The organism is Streptomyces sp. NPDC127595 (assembly GCF_042671685.1).
Lineage (GTDB): Bacteria > Actinomycetota > Actinomycetes > Streptomycetales > Streptomycetaceae > Streptomyces.
The window spans coordinates 270,180-291,984 of the sequence record NZ_JBHXWK010000006.1 but is presented as its reverse complement, the minus strand read 5'-3'; the positions used below and the strand labels follow the sequence as shown (position 1 = coordinate 291,984).

At 71.1% G+C, this 21,805-nt stretch carries 18 protein-coding genes; 10 read left to right on the top strand and 8 right to left on the bottom strand.

Going from position 1 to position 21,805, the window contains the following annotated elements; genetic code table 11:
* Positions 1 to 99: 99 nt before the first annotated feature.
* Positions 100 to 1,542, bottom strand: a complete 1,443-nt coding sequence (locus ACFVKT_RS21195) for an MDMPI N domain containing protein (protein ID WP_385733669.1) — start codon at positions 1,540 to 1,542, stop codon at positions 100 to 102.
* Entirely contained in the window at positions 1,539 to 2,123 is a 585-nt protein-coding gene (locus ACFVKT_RS21190) for a sigma-70 family RNA polymerase sigma factor (RefSeq protein ID WP_385733667.1), read from the bottom strand. The genes ACFVKT_RS21195 and ACFVKT_RS21190 overlap by 4 nt, the downstream gene beginning before the upstream one ends.
* Positions 2,124 to 2,511: 388 nt before the next feature.
* Between ACFVKT_RS21190 and ACFVKT_RS21185 the strand changes: the two genes are divergently transcribed.
* Positions 2,512 to 2,892 carry an STAS domain-containing protein gene (locus ACFVKT_RS21185; RefSeq protein WP_385733665.1) on the top strand — a complete coding sequence of 127 codons (381 nt, stop codon included), beginning with the start codon at positions 2,512 to 2,514 and terminating at the stop codon, positions 2,890 to 2,892.
* Between the two features lie 259 nt (positions 2,893 to 3,151).
* Entirely contained in the window at positions 3,152 to 3,664 is a 513-nt protein-coding gene (locus tag ACFVKT_RS21180; RefSeq protein WP_385733663.1) for an EF-hand domain-containing protein, read from the top strand.
* Here the strand turns inward: ACFVKT_RS21180 and ACFVKT_RS21175 are convergent.
* A complete protein-coding gene (locus tag ACFVKT_RS21175) occupies positions 3,648 to 5,180 on the bottom strand; it encodes a class I adenylate-forming enzyme family protein (RefSeq protein ID WP_385733661.1) in 1,533 nt (510 codons plus the stop codon). The genes ACFVKT_RS21180 and ACFVKT_RS21175 overlap by 17 nt on opposite strands.
* 153 nt (positions 5,181 to 5,333) lie before the next feature.
* On the opposite strand from ACFVKT_RS21175, the gene ACFVKT_RS21170 reads away from it, so the two are divergent.
* The 3 genes from ACFVKT_RS21170 (at position 5,334) to ACFVKT_RS21160 (ending at position 8,362) form a co-directional block, all read left to right on the top strand.
* Entirely contained in the window at positions 5,334 to 6,488 is a 1,155-nt protein-coding gene (locus tag ACFVKT_RS21170; protein ID WP_385733660.1) for an acyl-CoA dehydrogenase family protein, read from the top strand.
* Positions 6,489 to 6,496: 8 nt separating this feature from the next.
* The gene (locus ACFVKT_RS21165; protein WP_385733658.1) at positions 6,497 to 7,423 is read left to right on the top strand and encodes an acyl-CoA dehydrogenase family protein; all 927 of its coding nucleotides are present in this window, start codon (positions 6,497 to 6,499) and stop codon (positions 7,421 to 7,423) included.
* 477 nt (positions 7,424 to 7,900) lie between these two features.
* Positions 7,901 to 8,362 (top strand): ATP-binding protein, encoded by a 462-nt coding sequence (locus tag ACFVKT_RS21160; RefSeq protein WP_385733657.1) that lies wholly within the window; start codon positions 7,901 to 7,903, stop codon positions 8,360 to 8,362.
* Between the two features lie 524 nt (positions 8,363 to 8,886).
* Here the strand turns inward: ACFVKT_RS21160 and ACFVKT_RS21155 are convergent.
* Positions 8,887 to 9,822 (bottom strand): cyclase family protein, encoded by a 936-nt coding sequence (locus ACFVKT_RS21155; RefSeq protein ID WP_385733655.1) that lies wholly within the window; start codon positions 9,820 to 9,822, stop codon positions 8,887 to 8,889.
* A gap of 94 nt (positions 9,823 to 9,916) precedes the next feature.
* Here ACFVKT_RS21155 and ACFVKT_RS21150 point away from each other — a divergent pair, with 94 nt between their 5' ends.
* The 4 genes from ACFVKT_RS21150 to ACFVKT_RS21135 all read left to right on the top strand — a co-directional run bounded on the left by ACFVKT_RS21150 (position 9,917) and on the right by ACFVKT_RS21135 (position 14,763).
* Entirely contained in the window at positions 9,917 to 10,828 is a 912-nt protein-coding gene (locus ACFVKT_RS21150) for an SDR family NAD(P)-dependent oxidoreductase (protein WP_385733653.1), read from the top strand.
* A gap of 57 nt (positions 10,829 to 10,885) precedes the next feature.
* On the top strand, positions 10,886 to 12,112 hold the full coding sequence (locus tag ACFVKT_RS21145) for an acyl-CoA dehydrogenase family protein (RefSeq protein ID WP_385733651.1): 1,227 nt from the start codon (positions 10,886 to 10,888) through the stop codon (positions 12,110 to 12,112).
* A gap of 41 nt (positions 12,113 to 12,153) precedes the next feature.
* A complete protein-coding gene (locus tag ACFVKT_RS21140) occupies positions 12,154 to 13,203 on the top strand; it encodes a Zn-dependent alcohol dehydrogenase (RefSeq protein ID WP_385733649.1) in 1,050 nt (349 codons plus the stop codon).
* 267 nt (positions 13,204 to 13,470) lie between these two features.
* Positions 13,471 to 14,763, top strand: coding sequence for an MFS transporter (locus tag ACFVKT_RS21135; protein WP_385733647.1), 1,293 nt, complete (start codon positions 13,471 to 13,473; stop codon positions 14,761 to 14,763).
* On the opposite strand, the gene ACFVKT_RS21130 is transcribed toward ACFVKT_RS21135, so the two are convergent.
* A complete protein-coding gene (locus ACFVKT_RS21130; protein WP_385733645.1) occupies positions 14,653 to 15,720 on the bottom strand; it encodes a GlxA family transcriptional regulator in 1,068 nt (355 codons plus the stop codon). The two genes, ACFVKT_RS21135 and ACFVKT_RS21130, sit on opposite strands and share 111 nt — an antisense overlap.
* Before the next feature lie 281 nt (positions 15,721 to 16,001).
* Here ACFVKT_RS21130 and ACFVKT_RS21125 point away from each other — a divergent pair, with 281 nt between their 5' ends.
* Positions 16,002 to 17,249, top strand: coding sequence for an MFS transporter (locus ACFVKT_RS21125; protein WP_385734216.1), 1,248 nt, complete (start codon positions 16,002 to 16,004; stop codon positions 17,247 to 17,249).
* 80 nt (positions 17,250 to 17,329) lie between these two features.
* Here the strand turns inward: ACFVKT_RS21125 and ACFVKT_RS21120 are convergent, their stop codons facing one another.
* From ACFVKT_RS21120 to ACFVKT_RS21110, 3 genes are all read right to left on the bottom strand, one after another.
* On the bottom strand, positions 17,330 to 17,953 hold the full coding sequence (locus ACFVKT_RS21120) for a flavin reductase family protein (RefSeq protein WP_385734214.1): 624 nt from the start codon (positions 17,951 to 17,953) through the stop codon (positions 17,330 to 17,332).
* A 165-nt stretch (positions 17,954 to 18,118) separates the two neighbouring features.
* The gene (locus ACFVKT_RS21115; protein WP_385733643.1) at positions 18,119 to 18,943 is read right to left on the bottom strand and encodes an enoyl-CoA hydratase/isomerase family protein; all 825 of its coding nucleotides are present in this window, start codon (positions 18,941 to 18,943) and stop codon (positions 18,119 to 18,121) included.
* A gap of 223 nt (positions 18,944 to 19,166) precedes the next feature.
* Entirely contained in the window at positions 19,167 to 21,392 is a 2,226-nt protein-coding gene (locus ACFVKT_RS21110; protein ID WP_385733641.1) for an acetate--CoA ligase family protein, read from the bottom strand.
* Between the last annotated feature and the right edge of the window lie 413 nt (positions 21,393 to 21,805).

Here is a 21,805-nt window from a genome sequence, read left to right as displayed (position 1 = left end):
AGGACGAGGCCGTCCAGGCCGAAGCGGGGGTCTGGGGGCGCAGCCCCCGGTGACGGGAAGGGTGGGGGCGGAGGGGGGAAACCCCCAACGCCCACCCACCTACATCCGGCTCAACGACGCCGCCGCGAACAGCACATCCCGGATAGCCTCCCGGTCCCCGTCCTGCCCCGCCGCAGCCTCCTCCGGCGACACATGCCCCGCCGCCAGTCGGCAGAACTCCACACCGTCCAGCGCGACATGGGCGACCTCACGGTCGGCGGAGGCGACCGCCCCGGGAGCATCGAGCGGGATCAGCCACTCGCCGCCGCCGGAGCCCTCGATCTCCAGCCGCAGGCTGCGCCCGGGCGCACCCGCCGACACGAGATGGCGGGGCGCCGCCGCGGAGAGCCCCGCCCGGCGCCGCTCGGCCAGCGAGGCAGGCAGCATGCGGGCCGCCAGATCGATCATGCCGTGCAGATGACGCGGGGCCGGCGGGTCGTACGGATAGTCCACCGCGTCCGCGATGTCCCCCGCGTGCACCCAGCACTCGAAGGCCCGGTCCAGCATCGAGTCGCTCAACGGCAGCTCGAAGGCGCCGTACGGCACGGGCAGCCGTCCGGAGCCGCCGCCCGCGAACGACACCGTACGGACGAGGTTGTGGCTCTGCTCCCGCCAGGGCCCGCGCACGGAACGGGTGTGCGGGAAGTGCGAGGCACCCCAGTACGCCTCGGTGCGGGCCGCCGGAGTCGCCTCCCGCGGGGGCGCGGCGCCGAGCGGGTCCTCCAGGCCCAGCGCGACGGCGACAAGGCCGTCGACGGTGATCAGGTGGGCGATGACCCCGGCGACGGTCGTACGGCGGCTGGCGGGCACGTCGCCCTCGAACCAGCGCAGCCGCACGGGCGCGTGCCACTCGGCGTCGCCTATGTCCTGGAGCAGGGCGTCGAGCCGCGCGGTCTCCGCGTCGTACGGAGCGGCCCAGTCGGGCACCGGGATCCGCGGCGGGCGCCGGCCGAGGCAGCCCTCCAGGACGCGGGTGCGCAGCGCCGGGTCGAGATCGAGGGTCTCGGGCGGGTGCAACAGGCCGACCGCCTCGCGCAGTCGCAGCGCCTCGTCCGCGCAGGAGCCGCAGTCCCCGAGGTGCTCCTCGACGGCCACCGTCTCCTGCGCCGAGCAGGCGGCGAGCGCCCAGGCGCCGAGCAGCGACTTCAGGACCCGGTGGTCGAGGACGAGGGGCGCGGGCGCGGGGGCCGGTACCGGTGTGGGCAGCGGCAGTCCGGTGTCCTCGACGGAGGTACGGGGCAGCGGTATGCGCGGTGGCCCTTCGGGCACCTCGTCCTGAGCGCTCTCCGGCCGGTCGGGACCTTGCGGGCCGCCGGGACCCACCGGGCCCCGGAGATCTCCCGGCCGACCCGGCTCCCCGGGACCGAAGGGACCGACGGAGCCATCCTCGTAACCCGCCGCGTCCTCCTCGAAGCGCGCCGCGTCCTCCTCCCGCTTCTCGTCCCCGTCCCCGTCCTCGTCCCGCTCGTCGAACGCCTCGAACCGGTCCGCCCCTGCGCTCACCTGACACCCCCGTACTCGGGGGGTGCCCCGGAGGGGCCGCCGGTGTCGTGGGCGGTGGACAGGAGCTGGAGGCCGAGGCGGAGCCGGCGGCGGGCCTCGTCCTCGGTGACGCCGAGGTCGGCGGCGGCCTGGCGGTAGTCACGGCGCTGGAAGTAGGCGAGCTCCAGAGCGGCCCGCAGCGGGGCGGGCATGGACGTCACGATGTAGTCGGCGCGGGCGGCCACGGAGGCGCTGCGCACCTTGCGCTCCAGCTCCTCGGTGGTGCCCCGGCCGCCCCGGGCGAGCGCGGCGGTCTCCGTGGCGCGCAGTCGCTGGACGGCGAGGCGGTGGGTCAGGGTGGCCACCCAGGAACGCAGGGGGCCCTGCTTGGGGTCGTACGCGTCGGGGTTCTCCCAGACGTGCGAGAACACCTCGCGCGTGATGCCGTCGGCGGCGCGCTCGTCCCCGAGCACGCGGTGGGCGAGGCCGTGCACCAGGGACGCGAACCGGTCGTAGAGCTCACCGAGCGCGGCCGCCTCGCCGCGTGCGAGCCGCTGTTGCATCTTGCGGTCCCAGCGGGGCGGTGTGTCCTTCGTCGTCATACGGCCCCCTCACTCTGGTCGTGCCCGGCGCCTGTCCCTGTGTCCAGCCTGTCTGTTCGTGTGCCCGTGCTGGGTCCAGCCTGCGCACACTCACTGTCTCGAATGTAGTCGGCACGTCGGACAGCGCACGCCCCTTTGCGTCAATGTGCGCCCCTGGGCGGTCCATGAATGGTAGGCGCCTGCCCGGGAGTGCACACATTGGAACGTACGTGACCGAAATAGCTCGCTCATCGAGTGCTTTCGACCGTGGATCGACGTTTCTTCGAGCCCGGACCCGTGTTTCATGGAACGACGGCCGGGCAGGCGCGCGGAAAGGAAATGAAGCCATCACTTCCGTTTCCGGTGCGTGAGGCGTGCGGGGTGTTCGAGGCGAGCGAGAGGCGTGGCGGTGACGGTGACGCTCAAGGTGACTGACGACGAAGAGGGCGAGTGGGCCGTGCTCCGGGTGTCCGGCGAGATGGACCTCGTGACGTCACCGGTACTGCGCCAGCGGGTGCACGACGCGGTGGCCGACGGCCGCCGTAGTGTCGTCCTCGACCTTTCCGAGGTCCTCTTCTGCGACTCCAGCGGCGTCGGCGTCCTCATCGCCGTCCGCCGCCTCATCCGGTCCTGCCGGGGCCGCCTGCGGCTGATTCTGCCCGCGCAGGGGGCGGTTGCCGGTTCCCATGTCAACCGGGTCCTCGCGGCCCTCGGTGTCCGCCGCCTCTTCGACGTGTACCCGGACGTCGCCGCGGCCGTCGGCGAGGAGTCGACCCCGCTGTCGGCGTGACGTGCCGTGAAGCGACTGCCGGTGTGGCGTGTCGTGAAGCCCCTGACGGCGTGACGTGTCGTGATCCGACCGTGACCTGCCGTGAAGTGATCACGTGGTGTGAGGCGGCTTTCACTCGGCGGGAGCGCTCCGCCACATCGTTGTCCCGGAATTCTCGCAGTCTTGGTACAAGCGTCGTTTTCCCGCTCCCGGGGTGCCTCTGACGTCGTACGCTCCGTTCCAGATGCACCCTCACGTGACGTAAGGCGGCCCGAACGACATGGCCAACAGCGAGTACGAACGCAGGATCGCTGCCCGGTTCTCCGGCTTCGACCAGGACGGCAACGGCTACATCGACAGGGAGGATTTCAACGTCGCGACCAAGGCGGTCCTCGCCGAATTCGGTACGGCGGCCCGGTCGGACAAGGGCCAGGCCCTGTACGTGGGCGCCGAGGCCTTCTGGCAGGGCATGGCAGGGATAGCGGACCGCGACGGCGACCAGCGGATCACCCGCCAGGAGTTCGTGACCGGCGCGGTCAAGCGGCTGCGCGACAACCCCGATCGCTTCGCCGAGATCGCCCGCCCCTTCCTGCACGCGGCCCTCGCCGTCGCGGACACCGACGATGACGGCGCGGCCACGGTCGACGACACCGCGCGCGTACTCAAGGCGCTGGGCGTCCCCGAGGACATCGCCGCCGCCGCGGCCGGCACCCTCGACACGGACGCAGACGGCCGGATCGGCGAGGTCGAGATCGTGACCGCCTTCGCCCGCTACTTCACGGTGCCGGAGTAGAACCCGACGGCTGCGAAAAGCGCTCGCGCAGCTTGTACTTGAGCACCTTCCGCAAGGCCTCGTTGCGCGGAAGGGCGTCCACCACCTCCAGTTGCTCCGGCAGCTTGTGCACGGACAGCCCTTCCGTGCGCAGGTAGGAGGTGATCCCGGCGAGGGTCAACTCGGCAGCCCCCGGTGGCTGTTCGGCCGCTTCGATGACGGCACAGACCCGTTCCCCGCGTTCGGCGTCGGGCAGTCCGATCACCGCGGCGTCCCCGACGGCGGGATGCCGGTGCAGCAGATCCTCGATCTCCTTCGCGGAGATGTTCTCGCCCTTGCGGATGATGACGTCCTTCAGGCGCCCGGTGAGCACGAGGTGCCCGCTTCCGGTCAGATGCCCGACGTCCCCGGTGATCAGGAACCCGTCCGCGTCGAAGGCCTCGGCCGTCTGCGCCGGGTCCAAGTACCCCTGGCAGACGGCCTCCCCGCGCAGCCGCACCTCGCCGTCCACGATCCGTATCTCCATGCCGTCGGGCGGCCGCCCCTCCGTCGTCGCCAGGTTCTCCACCGAGTCGTCCGGCGACCCCATGGTGATCATCGGGACCTCGGTCATCCCGTACCCGTGGGTGAGCTGGACCTTCATCTCGCGTACGACGGTGTGGTAGACCTCGGGCGGCTTCGGCGCCCCACCGCCCGCCAGCAGCCGCAGAGTTGGTATCAGTGGCTCTCCCGGCTGCTTGCGCTGTTCGGCGAGGAACATCGAGTAGAAGGCGGTCGAACCGCCGGCCACCGTCACGCCGTGCCTGCGGTAGTCCTCCAGGGCGGCGGGCAGCGCGAACTGCTCGAACAGCACGGCCGGGAAGCCGTACAGCAGCAGCATCACCGTGTAGTCGGGCCCGGCGATGTGCGCGTAGGGGAAGGCCATGGAACCGACGTCGTCGGCGGACAGGTGCAGCGCGTGCGCCAGGCAGGAGCCGCCCGCGATCAGCGAACGGTCGCTGTGCAGCACGCCCTTGGGGTCGGAGGTCGTGCCCGAGGTCCAGTAGATCCAGCGGACCGAGGTGCCTTCGGAGGGCGGGGCGGGGAGTACGGAGGGATCGCCGTCCGGCAGCCGGTCGTACGCCTCGAAGACGCCCTTCGCGCCGAGCCGCCGCGCCATCGCCGTGTGGTCGAAGCCGCGCCACTCACCCGGTACGGCGAAGAACTCGGCCTTGGACTCCCGCAGTGCGAAGCCGACTTCGCGGTCCCGGTAGAACGGGATCACCGGGGACTGTACGGCGCCGAGCCGGGCCAGCGCGAAGGACAGCAGGGCCGTCTCGATCCTCGTGGGCAGCTGCCAGGCGACCACCGTGTCGGGGCGTACACCCATGTCGTACAGGCCTGCCGCCACCCGCTCGGCGCGGTCGCGCAACTCGCCGAAGCTCAGGGACCGGTCGCCCTGAAGGAGGACGGGCCGGTGCGGAGTGAGGTCGGCGCGGCGGGCGACCAGTTCCCAGAGGGTGCGGGAGGAACCCAGGGCGTGTGCGGTGTCGTTCACTTCGGCCCCCTGTCGGCAGCTGACGGTCAGTCAGATTGCGTCCAGAGCGTATGACCTGCCGCCTTGTCGGTCCATAGGTGCGGAGCTAGCCTGCCTTCTGACGGTGCATCAGATAACCATCGGAGTTGGGCGGATACCGGAGTTGGGCGGGTAATGGATCTCACGTACACGGACGAGGAAGTGGACTTCCGCGCGCGGCTGCGTGAGTGGCTCGCCAAGGTGCTTCCCTCGCTGCCCCCGAAGCCGTCCCCCGACGACTGGCCGGGACGGCGCGCGTACGACCTCGGCTGGCAGCGGACGCTGTACGACGCCGGGTACGCGGGGCTGCACTGGCCCGCCGACGCGGGCGGGCGCGGAGCCACCCCGACGCAGCACCTCATCTACCTGGAGGAGACCGAAAAGGCGGGCGCACCCTACGTGGGGGCCAATTTCGTCGGTCTCCTGCACGCCGGACCCACGATCGCGGCGGAGGGAACCCCCGGACAGCGGGCGCGCTGGCTGCCGCCCGTGCTGCGCGGCGAGGAGGTCTGGTGCCAGGGGTTCAGCGAACCGGGCGCCGGTTCGGACCTCGCGGCGCTGCGCACGCGCGCGTGGCGGGACGGCGACGACTACGTGGTGCGCGGGTCCAAGATCTGGACCTCCCACGCGGAGGTAGCCGACTGGTGTGAACTGCTGGTCAGGACCGACCCGTCGGCACCGAAGCACCAGGGGATCTCGTGGCTCGCGATGCCCATGGACGCGCCGGGGATCACGGTGCGGCCGCTGCGTACGCTCGCGGGCTCGACCGAGTTCGCCGAGGTCTTCCTCGACGATGTGCGGGTGCCGGTGGCGAACCGGGTCGGCGCGGAGAACGACGGCTGGCGCGTGACCATGGTGACGCTGTCGTACGAGCGCGGCACCGCCTTCGTCGGCGAGGTCGTCGCCTGCCGCCGGGTGCTCGGCGAACTCGCCCGCGAGGCACGGCGGAACGGCCGCTGGGACGACGACGTGCTGCGCCGCCGCCTCGGACGGCTGAACGCCGAGTTCCGCGCACTGTGGCGGCTCACGCAGTGGAACGTGAGTGAGTCGCAGCGGAGCGGGGGAGTGCCAGGCGTCGGAGGGTCCGTCTTCAAGCTGCGGTACTCACACGCGCGCCAGGAGTTGTACGACGCCGCCGCCGAGGTGCTCGGCCCCGAGGCGCTCGATCTCCGCCACGAGTGGACCCTGGACCGGCTCTCCTCCCTCTCGTACACCATCGCGGCCGGCACCTCGCAGATCCAGTCGAACATCGTGGCCGAGCGCATCCTGGGCCTCCCGAAGGGACGGTGAGGTCGACCGTGGACTTTCAACTCAACGAAGATCAAGTGGCGTTGAAGGCAGGCGTGCGCGAACTGCTGGCCGCGCGCTTCGGCCGCGAGGGCCTGCGGGCCGCCGTCGACAACGGGCCGGCGCTCGACCGGGCCCTGTGGCGCGAGCTGGGCGAGGCGGGCTTCTTCGCGCTGCGGCTGCCGGAGGCGCACGGCGGCGTCGGACTGGGCCTCCCGGAAGCCGTGTTGGCCTTCGAGGAGGCCGGGCGGGCGCTGCTCCCCGGACCGCTGGTGGCCACCCACCTCGCGGCGGGCACGGTGGACGGGGCGGCCGCGGGGGAAACCGTGGTGGCCGCCGTCGACGGGCGGCTCGTGGAGTGGCTGACGGAGGCGGACGTCGTACGAGGGGACGCGGCCGGCGCGGAGCCGCTGAGGTCGGTGGACCCGCTGACACCGCTGCACCGGGTGCCCGCGTCCGAGGAGGCGGACCCGGCCCCGTACGAGGGGGCCGGCCCGTCCGACGTACTCCTCACTTCCCTGCTCACCTCCCTCCTCACCGCCGCCGAGCAGCTCGGTACCGCCGCCCGTGTCTGTGAACTGGCGGTGCAACACGCCCGGACGCGTGAGCAGTTCGGGCAGCCGATCGGGGCCTTCCAGGCGGTGAAGCATCTGTGCGCGTGGATGCTGGTGCGGGTGGAAGTGGCACGCGTCGCCGTCTACGCGGCCGCCGTGACCGCCGACCCACTGGATGTCGCGGCGGCCCGGCTGCTCGCCGACGAGGCCGCCGTGCGCGGCGCCAGGGACTGCCTCCAGGTGCACGGCGGCATGGGCTTCACCTGGGAGGCAGACATCCATCTGTATCTGAAGAGGGCGTGGGTGCGGACACAGCGTGCGGGGGGCGGTACCCAGAGTGAGGACGCCTTGGCGGACGATCTGTTGGCCGGAACGGCCCAGTAGGGCTCTGTGCAGGAACGGTTCGGGAACCGCCGGAAACCGGTGTCAAGGATCGTGGCATTTCGGAATCACGGAGCGTTGATATCGGGTTGTGTCCTAGGCGTGACTTGTCACGGCCTGGAGTCGGCGCCACGCTCCGGTACCTTGTGTGGGATGCGAGTGGTTCTGAGCTTGAGCCATGCCGGTGTTGCCCAAGAGGCGGCTCCGGACCCGGCGATGCACACCGCTCGCAGGGCAGGGCGAATCCTCGCGCCTGCCTGTTCGACTCCCCGTGGCGAGCGTCGCACAGTATCCCGCACGCGTACTCCTTCGCGCTGGAATATGCCCGAAGCGCTTGTTGGGGTGACTGTACGTCAACCATGCTGTCTCGCAAGGGAATCACGTTCCGTGATCCTTGTTCTGGCCATGCAGAAAATGGCTACGATCGTGGCCCTTGTGAGGCGCGAGGCGATGTGTCCGCCGGTTCGGATGGTGTGAGCGGTGCAGGTGCTTCAAGTGCAGCTGGAGATTCGGCCCGACCCCGCAGAGGTGGGGCGCGCCCGGAGGTGGGCGCGTTCGCGGCTCGCAGGGTCCGGGATAGAGGCTGATGAGCCGCTCGCCGAGACGCTGATCCTGCTCGTCTCCGAACTCGTGACCAACGCAGTGGTGCACACGGGCTGTCCCGCCGTGCTGCGGCTGTCCCTGCCCGAGGGGGTGGAGGCCGCCACCGTCCGTCTGGAGGTGGCCGACGCCAGCACCCGGCCGCCGATTCCCCGGCATGCCGCCGGCGAGGAGACCAACGGCCGCGGCCTGGAGCTCGTCGACGGCCTCGCGGATCGCTGGGGCTGGTGTCCCGAGGGTGCCGGCAAGCGCATCTGGGTCGAGGTGGACCGCTGCTCGCCGGCTGAGCCGGCGGGGGCCACGTATCCGGGCTACGAGGACTTCGCGTACGAGGCGGTCTAGGGTCCGGAGGCCGGAGGCGGTCTAGGGTCCGGAGGTCCGAGGCGGTCTAGGGTCCGGGGGTCCGTCCTGGTTCTGGTCCTGGGTCCTTGGTCCTGGGGCGCTCGGCGCGGGTTTGCGCGGATTCGCGTGGGTATGCAGGGGCGCTTTTTCCGTGGCATATCTGCATGAGCGCTGCTGCCCTGGCTTCGGGGGTGGCCGAGTGCGCCGGGCCGTGCTTCCGTGCGCGCCATCATGAACAGGGCATAAGTGATAAATCCCCGAACGGGTGTTGACGTGACGTGTCCGTTTGATCACGCTTGTTGTCAGCGATTCGCCGCGAGGGGACGGCAAGGGTTCCGGTGACGGGAGCCCTTGCCGAGTGCGGGTCGTGACTCGGCGTCAGCTCCTGCGGGGCAGCGGGGGCAGGGCGGGTGCGCCGGAGCCGGATGGCGGCGCGCGGTGCCGCGCTCGGGGCGAGCAGGAGCGCGCCGCCATCCGGCGCTCGGGTGAGGTGCTGCCGATTGCGGCACTCTCCTGAGTGCCGGCTACAGCACCGCCACCGGTGCCACCGGCGTCCCCGTGCCGCCGGCGAACGGTTCGGGCATCGCGGACAGCAGGAAGGCGTACCGCCCTTCTTCTCCACAGGCTGTGGACAACTCTTCGAGATTCCAGTTCTGGCCCTGCAGCATCCCCATCTCGACCAGGTCGAGTGCGTGCACGGGCAGCCAGAGGTCCTCGATCTCGGGCGGAAAGATCTCGAAGGTGAGGGTGTCGTTGGCGACGGCGGCGACATCGCGCGCGTGGAACCACTCGGGGGTACGGACGGAGAGGCCGGGTGAGGGATACCCGTAACCCTGTTTGTCGCCCGCGAGATACACCTGCACCTGGCCCGTCCGTACGAGGACGATGTCGCCCGCCCGGACCCGGGTACCCGCCAACTCCTCCGCAGCCTCCAGGTCTTCGGGTGTCACGGCGTGCCCGCCGTCGAGCCGGCCCCGCCCCCGTGCGCGCGCGACGTCGAGCAACACGCCCCGGGAGACGATGTGCCGCGGCTTGTCGATACCGCTGAACTCGGCGCCGCCGTGCGGGGTGATGGTGCCGGCCGGGCGGCCGTTGTAGAGCTTCCCGGAGTGCGAGACGTGGGCGAGGGCGTCCCAGTGGGTCGCCGCCTGGAGGCTCATCGTCACGACGTCGTCGCTGCACGCGACGGTGCCGGGGCCGAAGAGCTCCTGGTTGATCTGCACCATGAGGTGCAGGGGATTGACCCGTCCGGGGATCAAGCCGGTCTGTACGCCGTCCTGCTTGAGGGGGAGGGCGAGCGAGACGCGCCTGCCGGTACGGACGGTGGCGGCGGCCTCGCGTACGACCTCGTCGGTGATGAGATTGAGGGTCCCGATCTCGTCGTCGGTCCCCCAACGCCCCCAGTTGTTCACGCGTTTGGCGATGTCATGGAACTCCGGGTGAAGCGTCGGCAGTGACATGAGTCCTCCCGGGGGCTTGTCTCCAGGTATCTGACGGGTCGTAGAATCCAGTTGAATCTAACGGACCGTCAGAAACCGCGGGAAGGGGCCGGGCGTGGGGAACTTCCTGGCAGGCAAGGTCATCGCCGTCACGGGGGCCGGGCGGGGCATCGGACGCGCGGTCGCGCTGGCCGCGGCGGCCGAGGGCGCGCGAGTCGTCGTCAACGACTACGGGGTGTCCGTCGAGGGTGCACAGCCGACGAGTTCGATCGCCGAAACCGTGGTCAAGGAGATCGAGGCGGCGGGCGGGGACGCGGTCGCGGTGGCCGACGACATCTCGACGATGGCGGCCGGGCAGCGGGTCGTCGACACCGCGCTGACGTCGTACGGGCGGATCGACGGTGTCGTGTGCGTCGCCGGGATCCTCCGCGAGCGGATGCTCTTCAACATGTCCGAGGAGGAGTGGGACCCGGTCATCGCCACCCATCTGAAGGGCACGTTCACCGTCTTCCGGGCCGCGTCGGCGGTGATGCGGAAACAGGGTTCGGGCACGCTGATCGGCTTCACCAGCGGCAACCACCAGGGCTCCGTCTCCCAGGCCAACTACAGCGCCGCCAAGGGCGGGATCATCTCGCTGGTCCGCAGCGCGGCGCTGGGCCTGCACAAGTACGGGGTGACGGCGAACGCGGTCGCGCCCGTCGCCCGCACCCGCATGTCGGCGGGCGTCCCCATGGAGCTGACCGAGATCGGCGAGCCGGAGGACGTCGCCGCGCTGGTGGTCTACCTGCTGTCCGAGCGGGCGCACCAGGCGCGCATCACCGGGCAGGTCTACACGGTCGCCGGGCCCAAGATCGCGGTGTGGGCGCAGCCCCGGGAGCTGCGGGCGGCGTACGCGGAGGGCTCCTGGACGCCGGAGCGGATCGCCGACCTGCTGCCGGGGACGGTGGGAGTGGATCCGATGCCGCTGCTGGAACGGGTGGAGGAGATGGCCCGGGCGGCGGCGGAGAAGGGGCGGCCGAACCGGTGACGGTGTCTTTCGGGCCGGCGGGCTGGGTGTCTTTCGGGCTGGGCGGGAGGGGCGCGCGTGGAGTTCGGGTTCGGGGCTGAGGATGAGGTGTTTCGGGAGGAGGCACGGGGGTGGCTGGAGGGGCACGTTGGCGGTGACCCGGCAGGCTCCGACCTTGGCGGCTCCGGCCCGGTCGGCTCCCGCCCGGTTCGCTCCGACTGGGAGCGGGAACTCGGCCGGGGTGGCTGGATCGGGCTTGGCTGGAGCGAGGACGGGTACGGCAACCGGCGGGCGAGCCTGACCCAACAGGTCGTCTGGGCCGAGGAGTACGCCCGCGCCAAGGCGCCGCCCCGGTCGGGCCACATCGGCGAGAACCTGCTGGCGCCGACCCTCATCGCGCACGGGACGGAGGAGCAGAAGGCCCGCTTCCTGCCGCCCGTCGCCCGCGGCGAGGAACTCTGGTGCCAGGGGTACAGCGAACCCGGCGCGGGTTCGGACCTGGCGGGGATACGGACAACTGCCGTACGGGATAACGGGGATGGCCCCGGTGAGTCGTACCGCATCACGGGTCAGAAGATCTGGACCTCCCTCGCCCACGAGGCGGACTGGTGCTTCGTACTGGCCCGTACGCGGCCGGAGTCGACGCGTCACCACGGGCTGACCTTCCTCCTCGTGCCGATGGACCAGCCGGGCCGGATCGAGGTCCGCCCGATCCGGCAGCTGACCGGTACGAGCGAGTTCAACGAGGTCTTCTTCGACGGAGCCGTGGCGCGTGCCGAGCATGTCGTGGGCGGGGAGGGCAACGGCTGGCGCGTGGCGATGAGCCTGCTCGGCTACGAGCGGGGCGTCTCGATGCTGGCCCAACAGATCGGCTTCGCCGAGGAGTTGGGGCGGGTGGTGGAGGCGGCGGTGGCGAACGGCACGGCCGCCGATCCGGTCGTCCGCGATCTCCTCGTACGGCAGTGGGCGGAGCTGCGGACGATGCGGTGGAACGCGCTGCGGACGCTGGGGAGTTCGGGGGACGGCGGCCAGGGCGCGGCGGGTGCCCCCAGCGTGGCCAAGCTGCTGTGGGGGCGCTGGCATCAGCGGCTCGGTGAGCTGGCGGTACGGGTGCGGGGCGCCGGAGCCGCGGTGGGTCCCGCGGACTGGTCGACGGCGACGCCGTACCAACTGGACGCGTTCCAGCACCTGTTCCTGTTCAGCCGGGCCGACACCATCTACGGCGGCTCCGACGAGATCCAGCGCACGATCATCGCCGAGCGGGTGCTCGGCCTGCCGAAGGAACCCAGGGGACAGGGAGGCTGAGCGATGCGGGGCGATACGCGGGGTGCGATGAGGGGGGCGCTATGCGAGGCGTGACTTTCGACGGCAAGCAGACCGAGGTCGTGGACGATCTGGAGATACGGGATCCAGGACCCGGTGAGGTGCTCGTCGCGATCTCCGCGGCCGGGCTGTGTCACAGCGACCTGTCCGTGGTGGACGGGACCATACCTTTCCCCGTTCCTGTGGTGCTGGGACATGAGGGCGCGGGGATTGTGGAAGCGGTGGGTGTGGGCGTCGCCCATGTCCAGCCCGGTGACCATGTGTCGCTGTCCACGCTCGCCAACTGCGGGACCTGCGCCGAGTGCGACCGGGGGCGGCCGACGATGTGCCGCAAGGCGATCGGGATGCCGCAGCAGCCGTTCACCCGGCGCGGCCGGCCCCTCTATCAGTTCGCGGCCAACTCGGCTTTCGCGGAACGGACGTTGGTGAAGGCGGTCCAGGCGGTCCGCATCCCGGACGGGATCCCCCTGCCGTCCGCCGCCCTCATCGGGTGCGGGGTCCTCACCGGCGTGGGGGCCGTACTCAACCGCGCGCGGGTCGACCGGGGTGACACCGTCCTGGTGATCGGCACGGGCGGCATCGGCCTCAACGTCATCCAGGGCGCGCGGATCGCGGGCGCCCTGAAGATCGTCGCGGTCGATTCCAACCCGGCGAAGGAGCCCGTGGCCCGGCAGTTCGGCGCGACCCACTTCCTGACCTCGACAGACGCCGTCAAGGACATCCTCCCCACCGGCGCGAACCACGCCTTCGAGTGCGTCGGCCGCGTCGAACTCATCCGCCAGGCCATCGACCTACTGGACCGCCACGGCCAGGCAGTCCTCCTGGGCGTCCCCCCTTCCACCGCCGAGGCCTCCTTCCTCGTCTCCTCCATGTACCTCGACAAGTCCATCCTCGGCTGCCGCTACGGCTCTTCCCGCCCTCAACGCGACATCGCCCTGTACGCGAACCTGTATCGCGAGGGCCGACTCCTGCTGGACGAACTGGTCACGGCGACCTATCCGGTGGAGGACTTCGAGAAGGCGGTGGACGATGCGCGCGGGGGGAGGGTGGCGCGGGCGGTGCTGACGTTCTAGATACTCGGCCCCGGCCAACGACTGTTCGGCGCTGGAGGTCTTTCGGCCCGTTTTCAGCCTCGGGTAGGTATCTTCAGCCCGTCCGGCGTTTGAGGACGAGGCCGTTCAGGCCGAAGCGGGGGTCTGGGGGCGGCAGCCCCCAGGAACAAGGGACGGGCAGGGGCGGAGGGGGCGAAAAACTCAACGCCCACCCACCCCCACCGGAGTTATCCACAGGCCCGGAAAATCCCCTGGGCCACTGTCAGCGGCGTCCCCTAACGTCGTCGCATGAGCTACCGAGACGTCGCCTCCAAACAGGTCCTGGCCTGGGCCGTCGTGGCCATCGGCGCCCGCGCCCCGGTCGCCATGACCCCCCTGGCCCTGGTCTTCCTGACCCGCGAACGCCCCGGCGGCTACACGCTGGGCGCGGCCCTGGCCGCCGCATACGTACTCGGCGAGATCGCGGGCGCCCCCCTCCTGGGCATGCGCCTGCGCCCGCAGCGCGCCCGCCCCCACCTGGCCATCGGCCTGGCCACCGGCGCGCTCGGCTTCGCGGCCCTCGGCGCGTTCCCGGACGCGCACCCGGCGATACTCGCAGCGTCCGCCGCCCTGGCCGGCGCCGCACCCGCCGCGGCCCCCGGCGGCCTGCGCGCCCTGCTCACCAGCCTCGTCCCCAAGCGGGCGGTGCCCCAGGCGCTGTCCACCGAGTCGATGCTGACCTTCGGCATATGGTCCCTGACGCCGGCGGCGGTCACCGGTCTCGCGCTCGGCGTCGCCCCCAGGGTGCCGCTGCTGCTCGCCGCCGCCCTGATGGCGTCGTCCGTCGCGGGCCTGTGGCTGCTGCCCGAGGGCTGGGCGGCGGACGAGACGGACCGCGACGGCGAGTCGATGCCCCGGATCCTGGCCAGGGCCTGGCCGGCGTATGTCACAGGCGCGGCAAGCCTCTCGCTGCTGGCCCTGTCCGAACTCGTGCTGCCCGCCCTCCTCGAACAGCGCGGCATGGGCGTCGGCTGGGCGGGCCCGCTGCTCACCGGGCTGGCACTCGGTTCGGCGGCGGGTGCGTTCCTGTACGGGCTGCGCGGCTGGCCGGGACAACTGCGCACCCGGAGCGTGGTGCTGCTGTGCGCCATGTCCGCCTGCGTGGCGCTGGTCGCACTGATACCGGTCCTCGCCTGGATGGCGACCGCGCTCGTCCTCGCGGGCGTGCTCCAGGCGGGCGCGATGCTCACCCGGAACCTGTCGCTGCGCGAGATGCTCCCGCCGAGCGCGCTGGCCGCGGGCTACTCGGTGATGTATGCGGCCGTGGGCGCGGGTTACGCCGCGACGGGCTCCCTCGCGGGGGCCCTCCTCAACGTCGCCGCGCCCTCGACCGCGATCCTGGCCGGCGTCGGACTCACCCTGTTGCTCACCTTCGTGGGCGCGCTGGGCGAGGGCCGGCGGGTACGGGCGGCGGGCGTCGTCCCTGGGGGCTCAACCCCGGCTGTGCAGAAGGTCGTTGTCGATGACCGGGATGCCGGGGGTGTTTCCGGACTGGAAGGTGCGCCGGTATGCGGTGGGGGTGACGCCGAGCGCCGCCTGTAGGTGCTGGCGCATCGACTGGGCCGTGCCGAAGCCGGCTTCGCGGGCCACCTGGTCGACGGACAGGGCACTGGATTCGAGCAGGTGGCGGGCCCGTTCGACGCGTTGCTGGGTGAGCCACTGGCCGGGGCTGACGCCGACCTCCTCGCGGAAGCGGCGGGTGAAGGTGCGTACGGACATGGACTCCTGCTCGGCCATGTCGCGCAGCTGGATCGGCTCGTCGAGGCGGCCGAGTGCCCAGGCGCGGGCCGCCGTCGTGGTGGCCGCCTGCGCCTCCGGTACCGGGCGCTGGATGTACTGCGCCTGGCCGCCGTCGCGGTGCGGCGGTACGACGGTGCGGCGGGCCACGTCGTTGGCGACGGCGGTGCCGTGGTCACGGCGTACGAGATGGAGGCAGAGGTCGATACCGGCCGCGACACCGGCGGAGGTGAGGACGTCCCCGTCGTCGACGAAGAGCACGTCGGCGTCGACCCTGACCTTCGGGAAGAGCTCCTGGAAGTGCTCCGCGTGCATCCAGTGCGTGGTGGCCGGGCGGCCGTCGAGATAACCGGCCGCGGCGAGGACGTATCCGCCGGTACAGATGGAGACGAGACGGGTGCCGGGGCGGATGTGGGCGAGGGCGGCGGCCAGTTCGGGGGTGAGTACGCCCTCGTCGTGGACGGGGCCCAGCTCGTACGAGGCGGGGATGACGACCGTGTCGGCGGTGGCGAGCGCCTCGGGGCCCTTGCCGACGAGGACCGCGAAGTCGGCGTCGGTCTCGACGGGGCCCGGCGGGCGGATCGAGCAGGTGACGATCTCGTACAGGTCGCGGCCGTCCGCGTCGCGCGCCTTGCCGAAGATGCGTTGCGGGATGCCGAGTTCGAAGGGCAGCAGGCCGTCGAGCGCGAGGACGACGACGCGGTGCCGGGCGGATGCCTGCTGCTGGGACGTCTCGTACGGGGGTGCCTGTCGGTCTGCCATGGCTCGATCCTAGCGAATGCTGTCCTTCGGGCCGCTCGTTCGCGGAGATCGCAGGCCCGAAGCTCTATGACGTGACCCAGACGACCGACTCCACCGACGCGGACCCGACGGACGCTGCCGCCGCCGACGCGACGGACGCCGCCGACGCGACGGACGCCGCCGACCCGACGGACTCCACTGCATCGAGCGGCTCAGCTGCCGCCATCGAGGCCGGTGACCAGGCTCGTACCGCCAAGCAAGGTCGTACCGCCGGGCAGGCCCGTACCACCAAACAGCACCGCATCCACCGCGCGTGGTTCGTCGCCGCCGTCACCTTCGTGACGATCATCGGCGCGGCGGCCTTCCGCTCGCTGCCGGGGCTGCTGATCGATCCGCTGCACCAGGAGTTCGACTGGTCGCGCGGGACGATCGGCGCGGCGGTGTCGATCAACCTCGCGCTCTACGGGCTGACGGCGCCGTTCGCCGCCGCGCTGATGGACCGCTTCGGAATACGGCGGGTGGTCGCGGTCGCCCTGATCGTCATCGCGCTCGGCTCGGGCCTTACGGTGTGGATGACGGCGGTCTGGCAGTTGCTGCTGTGCTGGGGACTGCTGGTGGGGCTCGGTTCCGGCTCGATGGCGCTCGCCTTCGCGGCGACCGTCACGAACCGCTGGTTCACAGAGAAGCGCGGCCTGGTGACGGGCATCCTCACGGCGGCCTCCGCCTCCGGCCAGTTGATCTTCCTGCCGCTGCTGTCATGGATCGTGACGGAGCACAGCTGGCGGCCCGCTGCCGTGACGGTGTCCCTCGCGGCTCTCGCGGTGGTCCCCTTCGTATGGCTGCTTCTGCGGGACCACCCGGCGGACGTGGGCCAGAAGCCGTACGGGGCAACGGAGTTCGTGGAGAAGCCCGCCCCCGTGCCGGGCGCCGCCCGCCGTGCGGTGACGGTCCTCCTCTCCGCCGTCCGCACCGGCCCCTTCTGGCTGCTCGCCGGCACCTTCGCGATCTGCGGTGCCTCGACGAACGGCCTCGTCCAGACACACTTCGTGCCCGCCGCCCACGACCACGGCATGCCGATCACCGCGGCGGCCTCGCTCCTCGCCGTCATCGGCGTCTTCGACGTCGTCGGAACGGTCGCCTCCGGCTGGTTCACCGACCGCTTCGAACCGCGCCGCCTGCTGGCGGTCTACTACGCGCTGCGCGGTATCTCGCTGCTCTTCCTGCCGATGCTGCTCGCCTCGACCGTGCACCCGCCGATGATCTTCTTCATCGTCTTCTACGGCCTCGACTGGGTCGCCACGGTTCCGCCCACCCTGGCCCTGTGCCGGGAGCAGTACGGCGAGGACAGCGCCATCGTCTTCGGCTGGGTCCTCGCCTCACACCAGATCGGCGCCGCCCTTGTCGCCTTCCTCGGCGGCGTCGCGCGGGACGTGTTCGGCTCGTACGACGTGGTCTGGTACGCGTCCGGAGCGCTGTGCGCGGCGGCGGCGCTGATGGCGCTGGTGATCCGGCGCCGGCCCACAAGGACGGTCTCCCTGCTGGCGGCCTGAGTGCTTGGCGGCCGTCTGGCGGTTTGACGGTCTGGCGGCTTGGCCGCTTGGCGGCTGAGGGTGCCGGTCGCCCGGTGTCCTCAGGCGAACCGCCCCTTGTGGAACAACAGCGGTGCCGTCTCGTCGTTGCCCGTGCCCAGCGCCTCCACCCGCCCCACCACGATCAGATGGTCACCACCGGTGTGCACCGCGTGGATCGTGCAGTCGATCCACGCGATGGCGTCCGCGAGACGGGGGGAGCCGGTGGCAGGCGCCGCGTCGAACGCGACCCCGGCGAACTTGTCCCCGCCGCGCACCGCGAACCCGCGGCACAACTCGCCCTGGTGCGCCCCCAGTACGTTGACGCAGAAGACACCGGCACGGGCGATCCGCGGCCAGGTCGTCGACGTACGGCCGACCATGAAACAGACCAGCGGCGGGTCGAGCGAGAGGGAGGAGAACGACTGGCAGGCGAAGCCGGCCGGGTCCGTTCCTGAACCACGGCCGTCTGAGTCTCCGGTCGCAGGGGCCGTGACAACGGTCACCCCGGTCGCGAAGTTCCCTAGCACGCGGCGGAATTCGGCCTGGTCGACCGGGGCCCGCTCGTCGTCCGCGACCGCCCGTAGCTCCGGTCGCGGCAGCGCTTCGACGGGCTCCGCGACCGTGGGCGCCCCGACCGATCTGAGGTATCGGACAGCGGTGGCCGCCATCCCTGCGTGTCCCATCACGACACCCATTGAAGCTGACGGATCGTCAGAAGTGAATGCCGCGAGCAATATCGCGAGCAATGCCGCGAGCAATGCCGCGAGCAATGCCGCCAGCGATGCCGCCAGCGATGCTGCGAGCAATGTCGTGCGTACTCTCGTGCGTACTGTCGCGCGCGGTTTCGGTCAACGCCCCCGATACCGGGGTTCCCGCCGCTCCACGAAACTCGCGACCCCCTCGTTCGCGTCCGCAGTCGTCATGTTGATCTCCTGCGCGGCGGCCTCGGCGGCGAATGCCGTCCCGCGATCACTGTCCAGGGAGGCGTTGACCAGCTGTTTGGTGAGGGCGAGCGCGCGGGTCGGGCCGGTGGCGAGACGCTCGGCCCATTCGCGAGCGGTCTTCTCCAACTCCTGCGCCGGTACGACCTTGTTGACCAGTCCGAGCCGTTCCGCGTCCGCGGCCGTCAGCGCGTCCCCGAAGAACATCAACTCCTTGGCGCGCTGCGGACCGATCAGCCGGGGCAGCAGATACGCGCCGCCGCCGTCCGGGACGAGGCCGCGGCGTACGAACACCTCGATGAACCGGGCGGAATCCGCGGCGAGTACGAGATCACACGCGAACGCGAGGTGCGCGCCGATCCCGGCCGCCGTACCGTTCACCGCCGCGATCACCGGCTTCTCGCAGTCGAGGACGGCGGCGATGAGGCGTTGGGCGCCGAGGCGGATCGTACGGGCGACGTCGCCGGGCACCCGTTCCCCGGTCGGCGCGCCCCCGCGCAGGTCCGCGCCCGCGCAGAATCCGCGGCCCGTCCCCATGATGACGACGGCCCGCACGTCCGGGTCGGCGGAGGCTCCGGCGAGCAGTCCGATCACCCGTTCCCGCTGGTCCCAGGTGAGAGCGTTCATCGCCTCGGGCCGGTTGAGGGTGATCCACGCGACGGCATTGTCAGTGGCGTGAAGTATCAATGAGTCGAGGGACTTTTCGGGAGATTCATGGGGGGAGTCGGACATGGGGGTACTCCGTTTCGTACGGGGAGTGGTGGGCTTTTTCGTACGAGGAGCGGTGGGGTTGTGGAAAGGGGCAGCGGGTCCTGTACGGGGGGCAGTGGGCCTCCGGCGCAAGACGCGCGGGAGGCGCGCGGGGCGCGAGACGCGCGGGAGGTGCGCGGGGCGCGAGACGCACGCGAAGTGCGACACGCGCGCGGGGCGCGAGACCCACGCGAGGCCCGGCCGATCAGCGGCACACCACCAGCGCGTCCAATGCCACCGCCCCCTGTCCCCTGGGCAGCACCATCAGCGGGTTGATGTCCAGCTCCGCGATGTCGTCGCCGAGTTCGAGCGCCATGCGCTGGACTCGGATGACGACCTCCACCAGCGCGTCGATGTCGACGGGCGGAGCCCCGCGGACCCCGTCGAGAAGCGCCCGCCCGCGCAGTTCGGCGAGCATGGTGCGGGCCTGGTCCTCGCCGAAGGGCGGCACGCGGACGGCCGTGTCGCGGAGTACTTCCACGAGGACGCCGCCGAGTCCGACGGTCACCGTCGGCCCGAAGAGCTCGTCGTGTGTGACACCGACGACCATCTCGACGCCCCGTTCGACCATCTGGCACACGAGCACCCCGTCGAGCGAGATCCCCTCGTAGCGCGCGATGTCGGTCAGCTCGCGATAGGCGTCGCGGACCTGGCTGGCGGAGGTCAGCGGGAGTTTCACCAGGCCGAGTTCGGTCTTGTGGGCGATCTGCGCGCCGGAGGCCTTCATGACGAGGGGGTAGCCGATCAGGCTGGCCGCGCGGACGGCCGCAGCCGCGCTGGTCACCAACTGCTCGCGTGGCACGCGGATTCCGTATGTGCGCAGCAGACTCTTCGCCGCGTGCTCGCTCAGTTGCTGCCCGGGCCGCATCAGGGCCTGCGCCTTGCGGAAGGAGGGCGAGGGGGTGCGGGGTGCCTCGTCGAAGGGAGAGCGGTAGGCGGCGGCGAAGCGGTGGTGGTCCAGATAGGCGCGTACGGCGGTGATGCAGTTGGCGAAGGTCCGGAAGGTGGCGACCCGGGAGGACCCGAGCAGCGTCTCGCGGTAGGCGGCCTCGGTGCCGACCGGCGACCCCCACACCACGCACACCAGCTTGTCCGTCTGCTCCGCCGCGTCCACCAGATCCTGTGCCAGCTTGTCGCTCATCGGCGGGAAGGGGCCGGTGATGGGGCAGATCAGCACGCCGAAGGAGGGGTCGGCGAGGATCGCGTCGATGATCTTGCGGCCGCGCCAGTCGCCCACCGGGTGGCCGCCGTTGTCGACGGGGTTGGCGACATTCAGGTAGTCGGGTATCCACTCGTGCAGCTCGGCCTGCTTGTCGGGCGGCAGCGTAGGCAGGGACAGGCCCGCCTCGCTCGCCAGGTCCGCGAAGTGCGCGCCCGTGCCGCCCGAGATCGAATAGACGACGACCCCGTCGGCCTGCGGGGCGCGGGCGCGGGCCAACAGGGCTGCGGTGTCCTGGAGTTCGTCGAGTCCGTCGACGCGGATCACGCCGTACTGCCGCATCGCCGCGTCCACCACCGTGTCGGCGCCGGTCAGCTTGCCGGTGTGTGAGGCGGCGGTGCGGGCGCCGGTCTCGGTGCGGCCGACCTTGACCGCGACGACGGGTACTCCGCGCCGGGCGGCGCGGTCGGCGGCGAGCAGAAAGGAGCGGCCGTCCTTCAGCCCCTCGACGTAGCAGGCGATGGCACCGACCTCGGGACGTTCGGAGAAGTAGGAGATGAAGTCGGCGGTCTCCAGGTCGGCTTCGTTGCCGGTGGGTGCCCAGTGGGAGAGGCGCACACCCAGCTCCTGCATCGCGAACACCGGCCGTCCCTGGTGACCGGACTGCGTGATCAGCGCGATCGCGGGACCGCCGAGGTCGTCGCGGAACTTCTCGAAGGCGTTGAGGTTGGTGTTGGGCCCGAGCAGCCGCAGCCCCGAGCCGGCGACGGCGGTGGCGAGCCGGGCCTGTGCGAGGGCTCCCTCGGCTCCGGTCTCGGCGAACCCGGAGGCGAAGGCGACCGCGAACTTCACCTTGGCCTCGGCCAGTTTCTCGATCACGGGAAGGGGGTCGCCGACCAGAAGGACGGCCAGGTCGACCTGTTCGGGCAGGTCCGGGACGGAAGGGAAGCACGGTATGCCGAAGACGGACTGACGGGTGGGGTGCACCGGGTGCAGCCGCGCGCCGACCCGCTCGGCCCAGGCGATCAGCTGTCGCGTGATGCCGGTGTTCGGCCGTCCCTCGGCGTCCGAGGCGCCGATCACGGCCACGGACTCGGGACGGAAGAAGCGGTCGAGATCGGGTACGCCCGCGTACAGAGGGCGGCCGCTGACGTCCAGGTCGTGGACCTCGGCCGGCCGGCCGTGCACGACGGGTGAGGGTTGCTCGCCGCAGGCGATGACCCTGGCCCGGCGGGAGTCGGTGGTGAGGGTGCCGTGGGTTGATCCAAGCATCGGTCCGCCCGCTCCTGTGTGACAGCCAATTAACTGACGCTCAGTCAGATTACTTAACTGACGCCGTGTCAGGAACCGTTGTGCACGCAAATACGCGTGGAGGACGCTTGGTTGCGGGTTCTCAATGCTGTCGCCCAGGTCTCGGCGGAGGCATCCAGCGCCCACTCGTAGTCTCAGGTGTACCCGCGCGAGCCATGACCTGACCCGCCTCTCCGTCGCGCGTCGAACCCTCCGGTGGCGCAAGGGGAGATGGTTGTCGCGTCAAACATAGCGCTTGACGCGTCAAGTAAGTATGGTCATGCTTGTGTCCAGCGCCGAGCAACTCGCTGCAAGCTATGCCCGCACCGGTTAGGGCCCCGCACCGGTTATGCCCGCACCGTTACCTCGCGGCCGTCGCATCGCGCAGGTCGCGC

Excerpts from the sequence above, each read along its gene's own strand:
- ACFVKT_RS21115 (WP_385733643.1), bottom strand. The coding sequence starts at position 18,943 with ATGTCCGACTCCCCCCATGAATCTCCCGAAAAGTCCCTCGACTCATTG.
- ACFVKT_RS21120 (WP_385734214.1), bottom strand. The coding sequence starts at position 17,953 with ATGGGACACGCAGGGATGGCGGCCACCGCTGTCCGATACCTCAGATCG.
- ACFVKT_RS21130 (WP_385733645.1), bottom strand. The coding sequence starts at position 15,720 with ATGGCAGACCGACAGGCACCCCCGTACGAGACGTCCCAGCAGCAGGCA.
- ACFVKT_RS21110 (WP_385733641.1), bottom strand. The coding sequence starts at position 21,392 with ATGCTTGGATCAACCCACGGCACCCTCACCACCGACTCCCGCCGGGCC.
- ACFVKT_RS21180 (WP_385733663.1), top strand. The coding sequence starts at position 3,152 with ATGGCCAACAGCGAGTACGAACGCAGGATCGCTGCCCGGTTCTCCGGC.
- ACFVKT_RS21155 (WP_385733655.1), bottom strand. The coding sequence starts at position 9,822 with ATGTCACTGCCGACGCTTCACCCGGAGTTCCATGACATCGCCAAACGC.
- ACFVKT_RS21170 (WP_385733660.1), top strand. The coding sequence starts at position 5,334 with ATGGATCTCACGTACACGGACGAGGAAGTGGACTTCCGCGCGCGGCTG.
- ACFVKT_RS21190 (WP_385733667.1), bottom strand. The coding sequence starts at position 2,123 with ATGACGACGAAGGACACACCGCCCCGCTGGGACCGCAAGATGCAACAG.
- ACFVKT_RS21135 (WP_385733647.1), top strand. The coding sequence starts at position 13,471 with ATGAGCTACCGAGACGTCGCCTCCAAACAGGTCCTGGCCTGGGCCGTC.
- ACFVKT_RS21140 (WP_385733649.1), top strand. The coding sequence starts at position 12,154 with ATGCGAGGCGTGACTTTCGACGGCAAGCAGACCGAGGTCGTGGACGAT.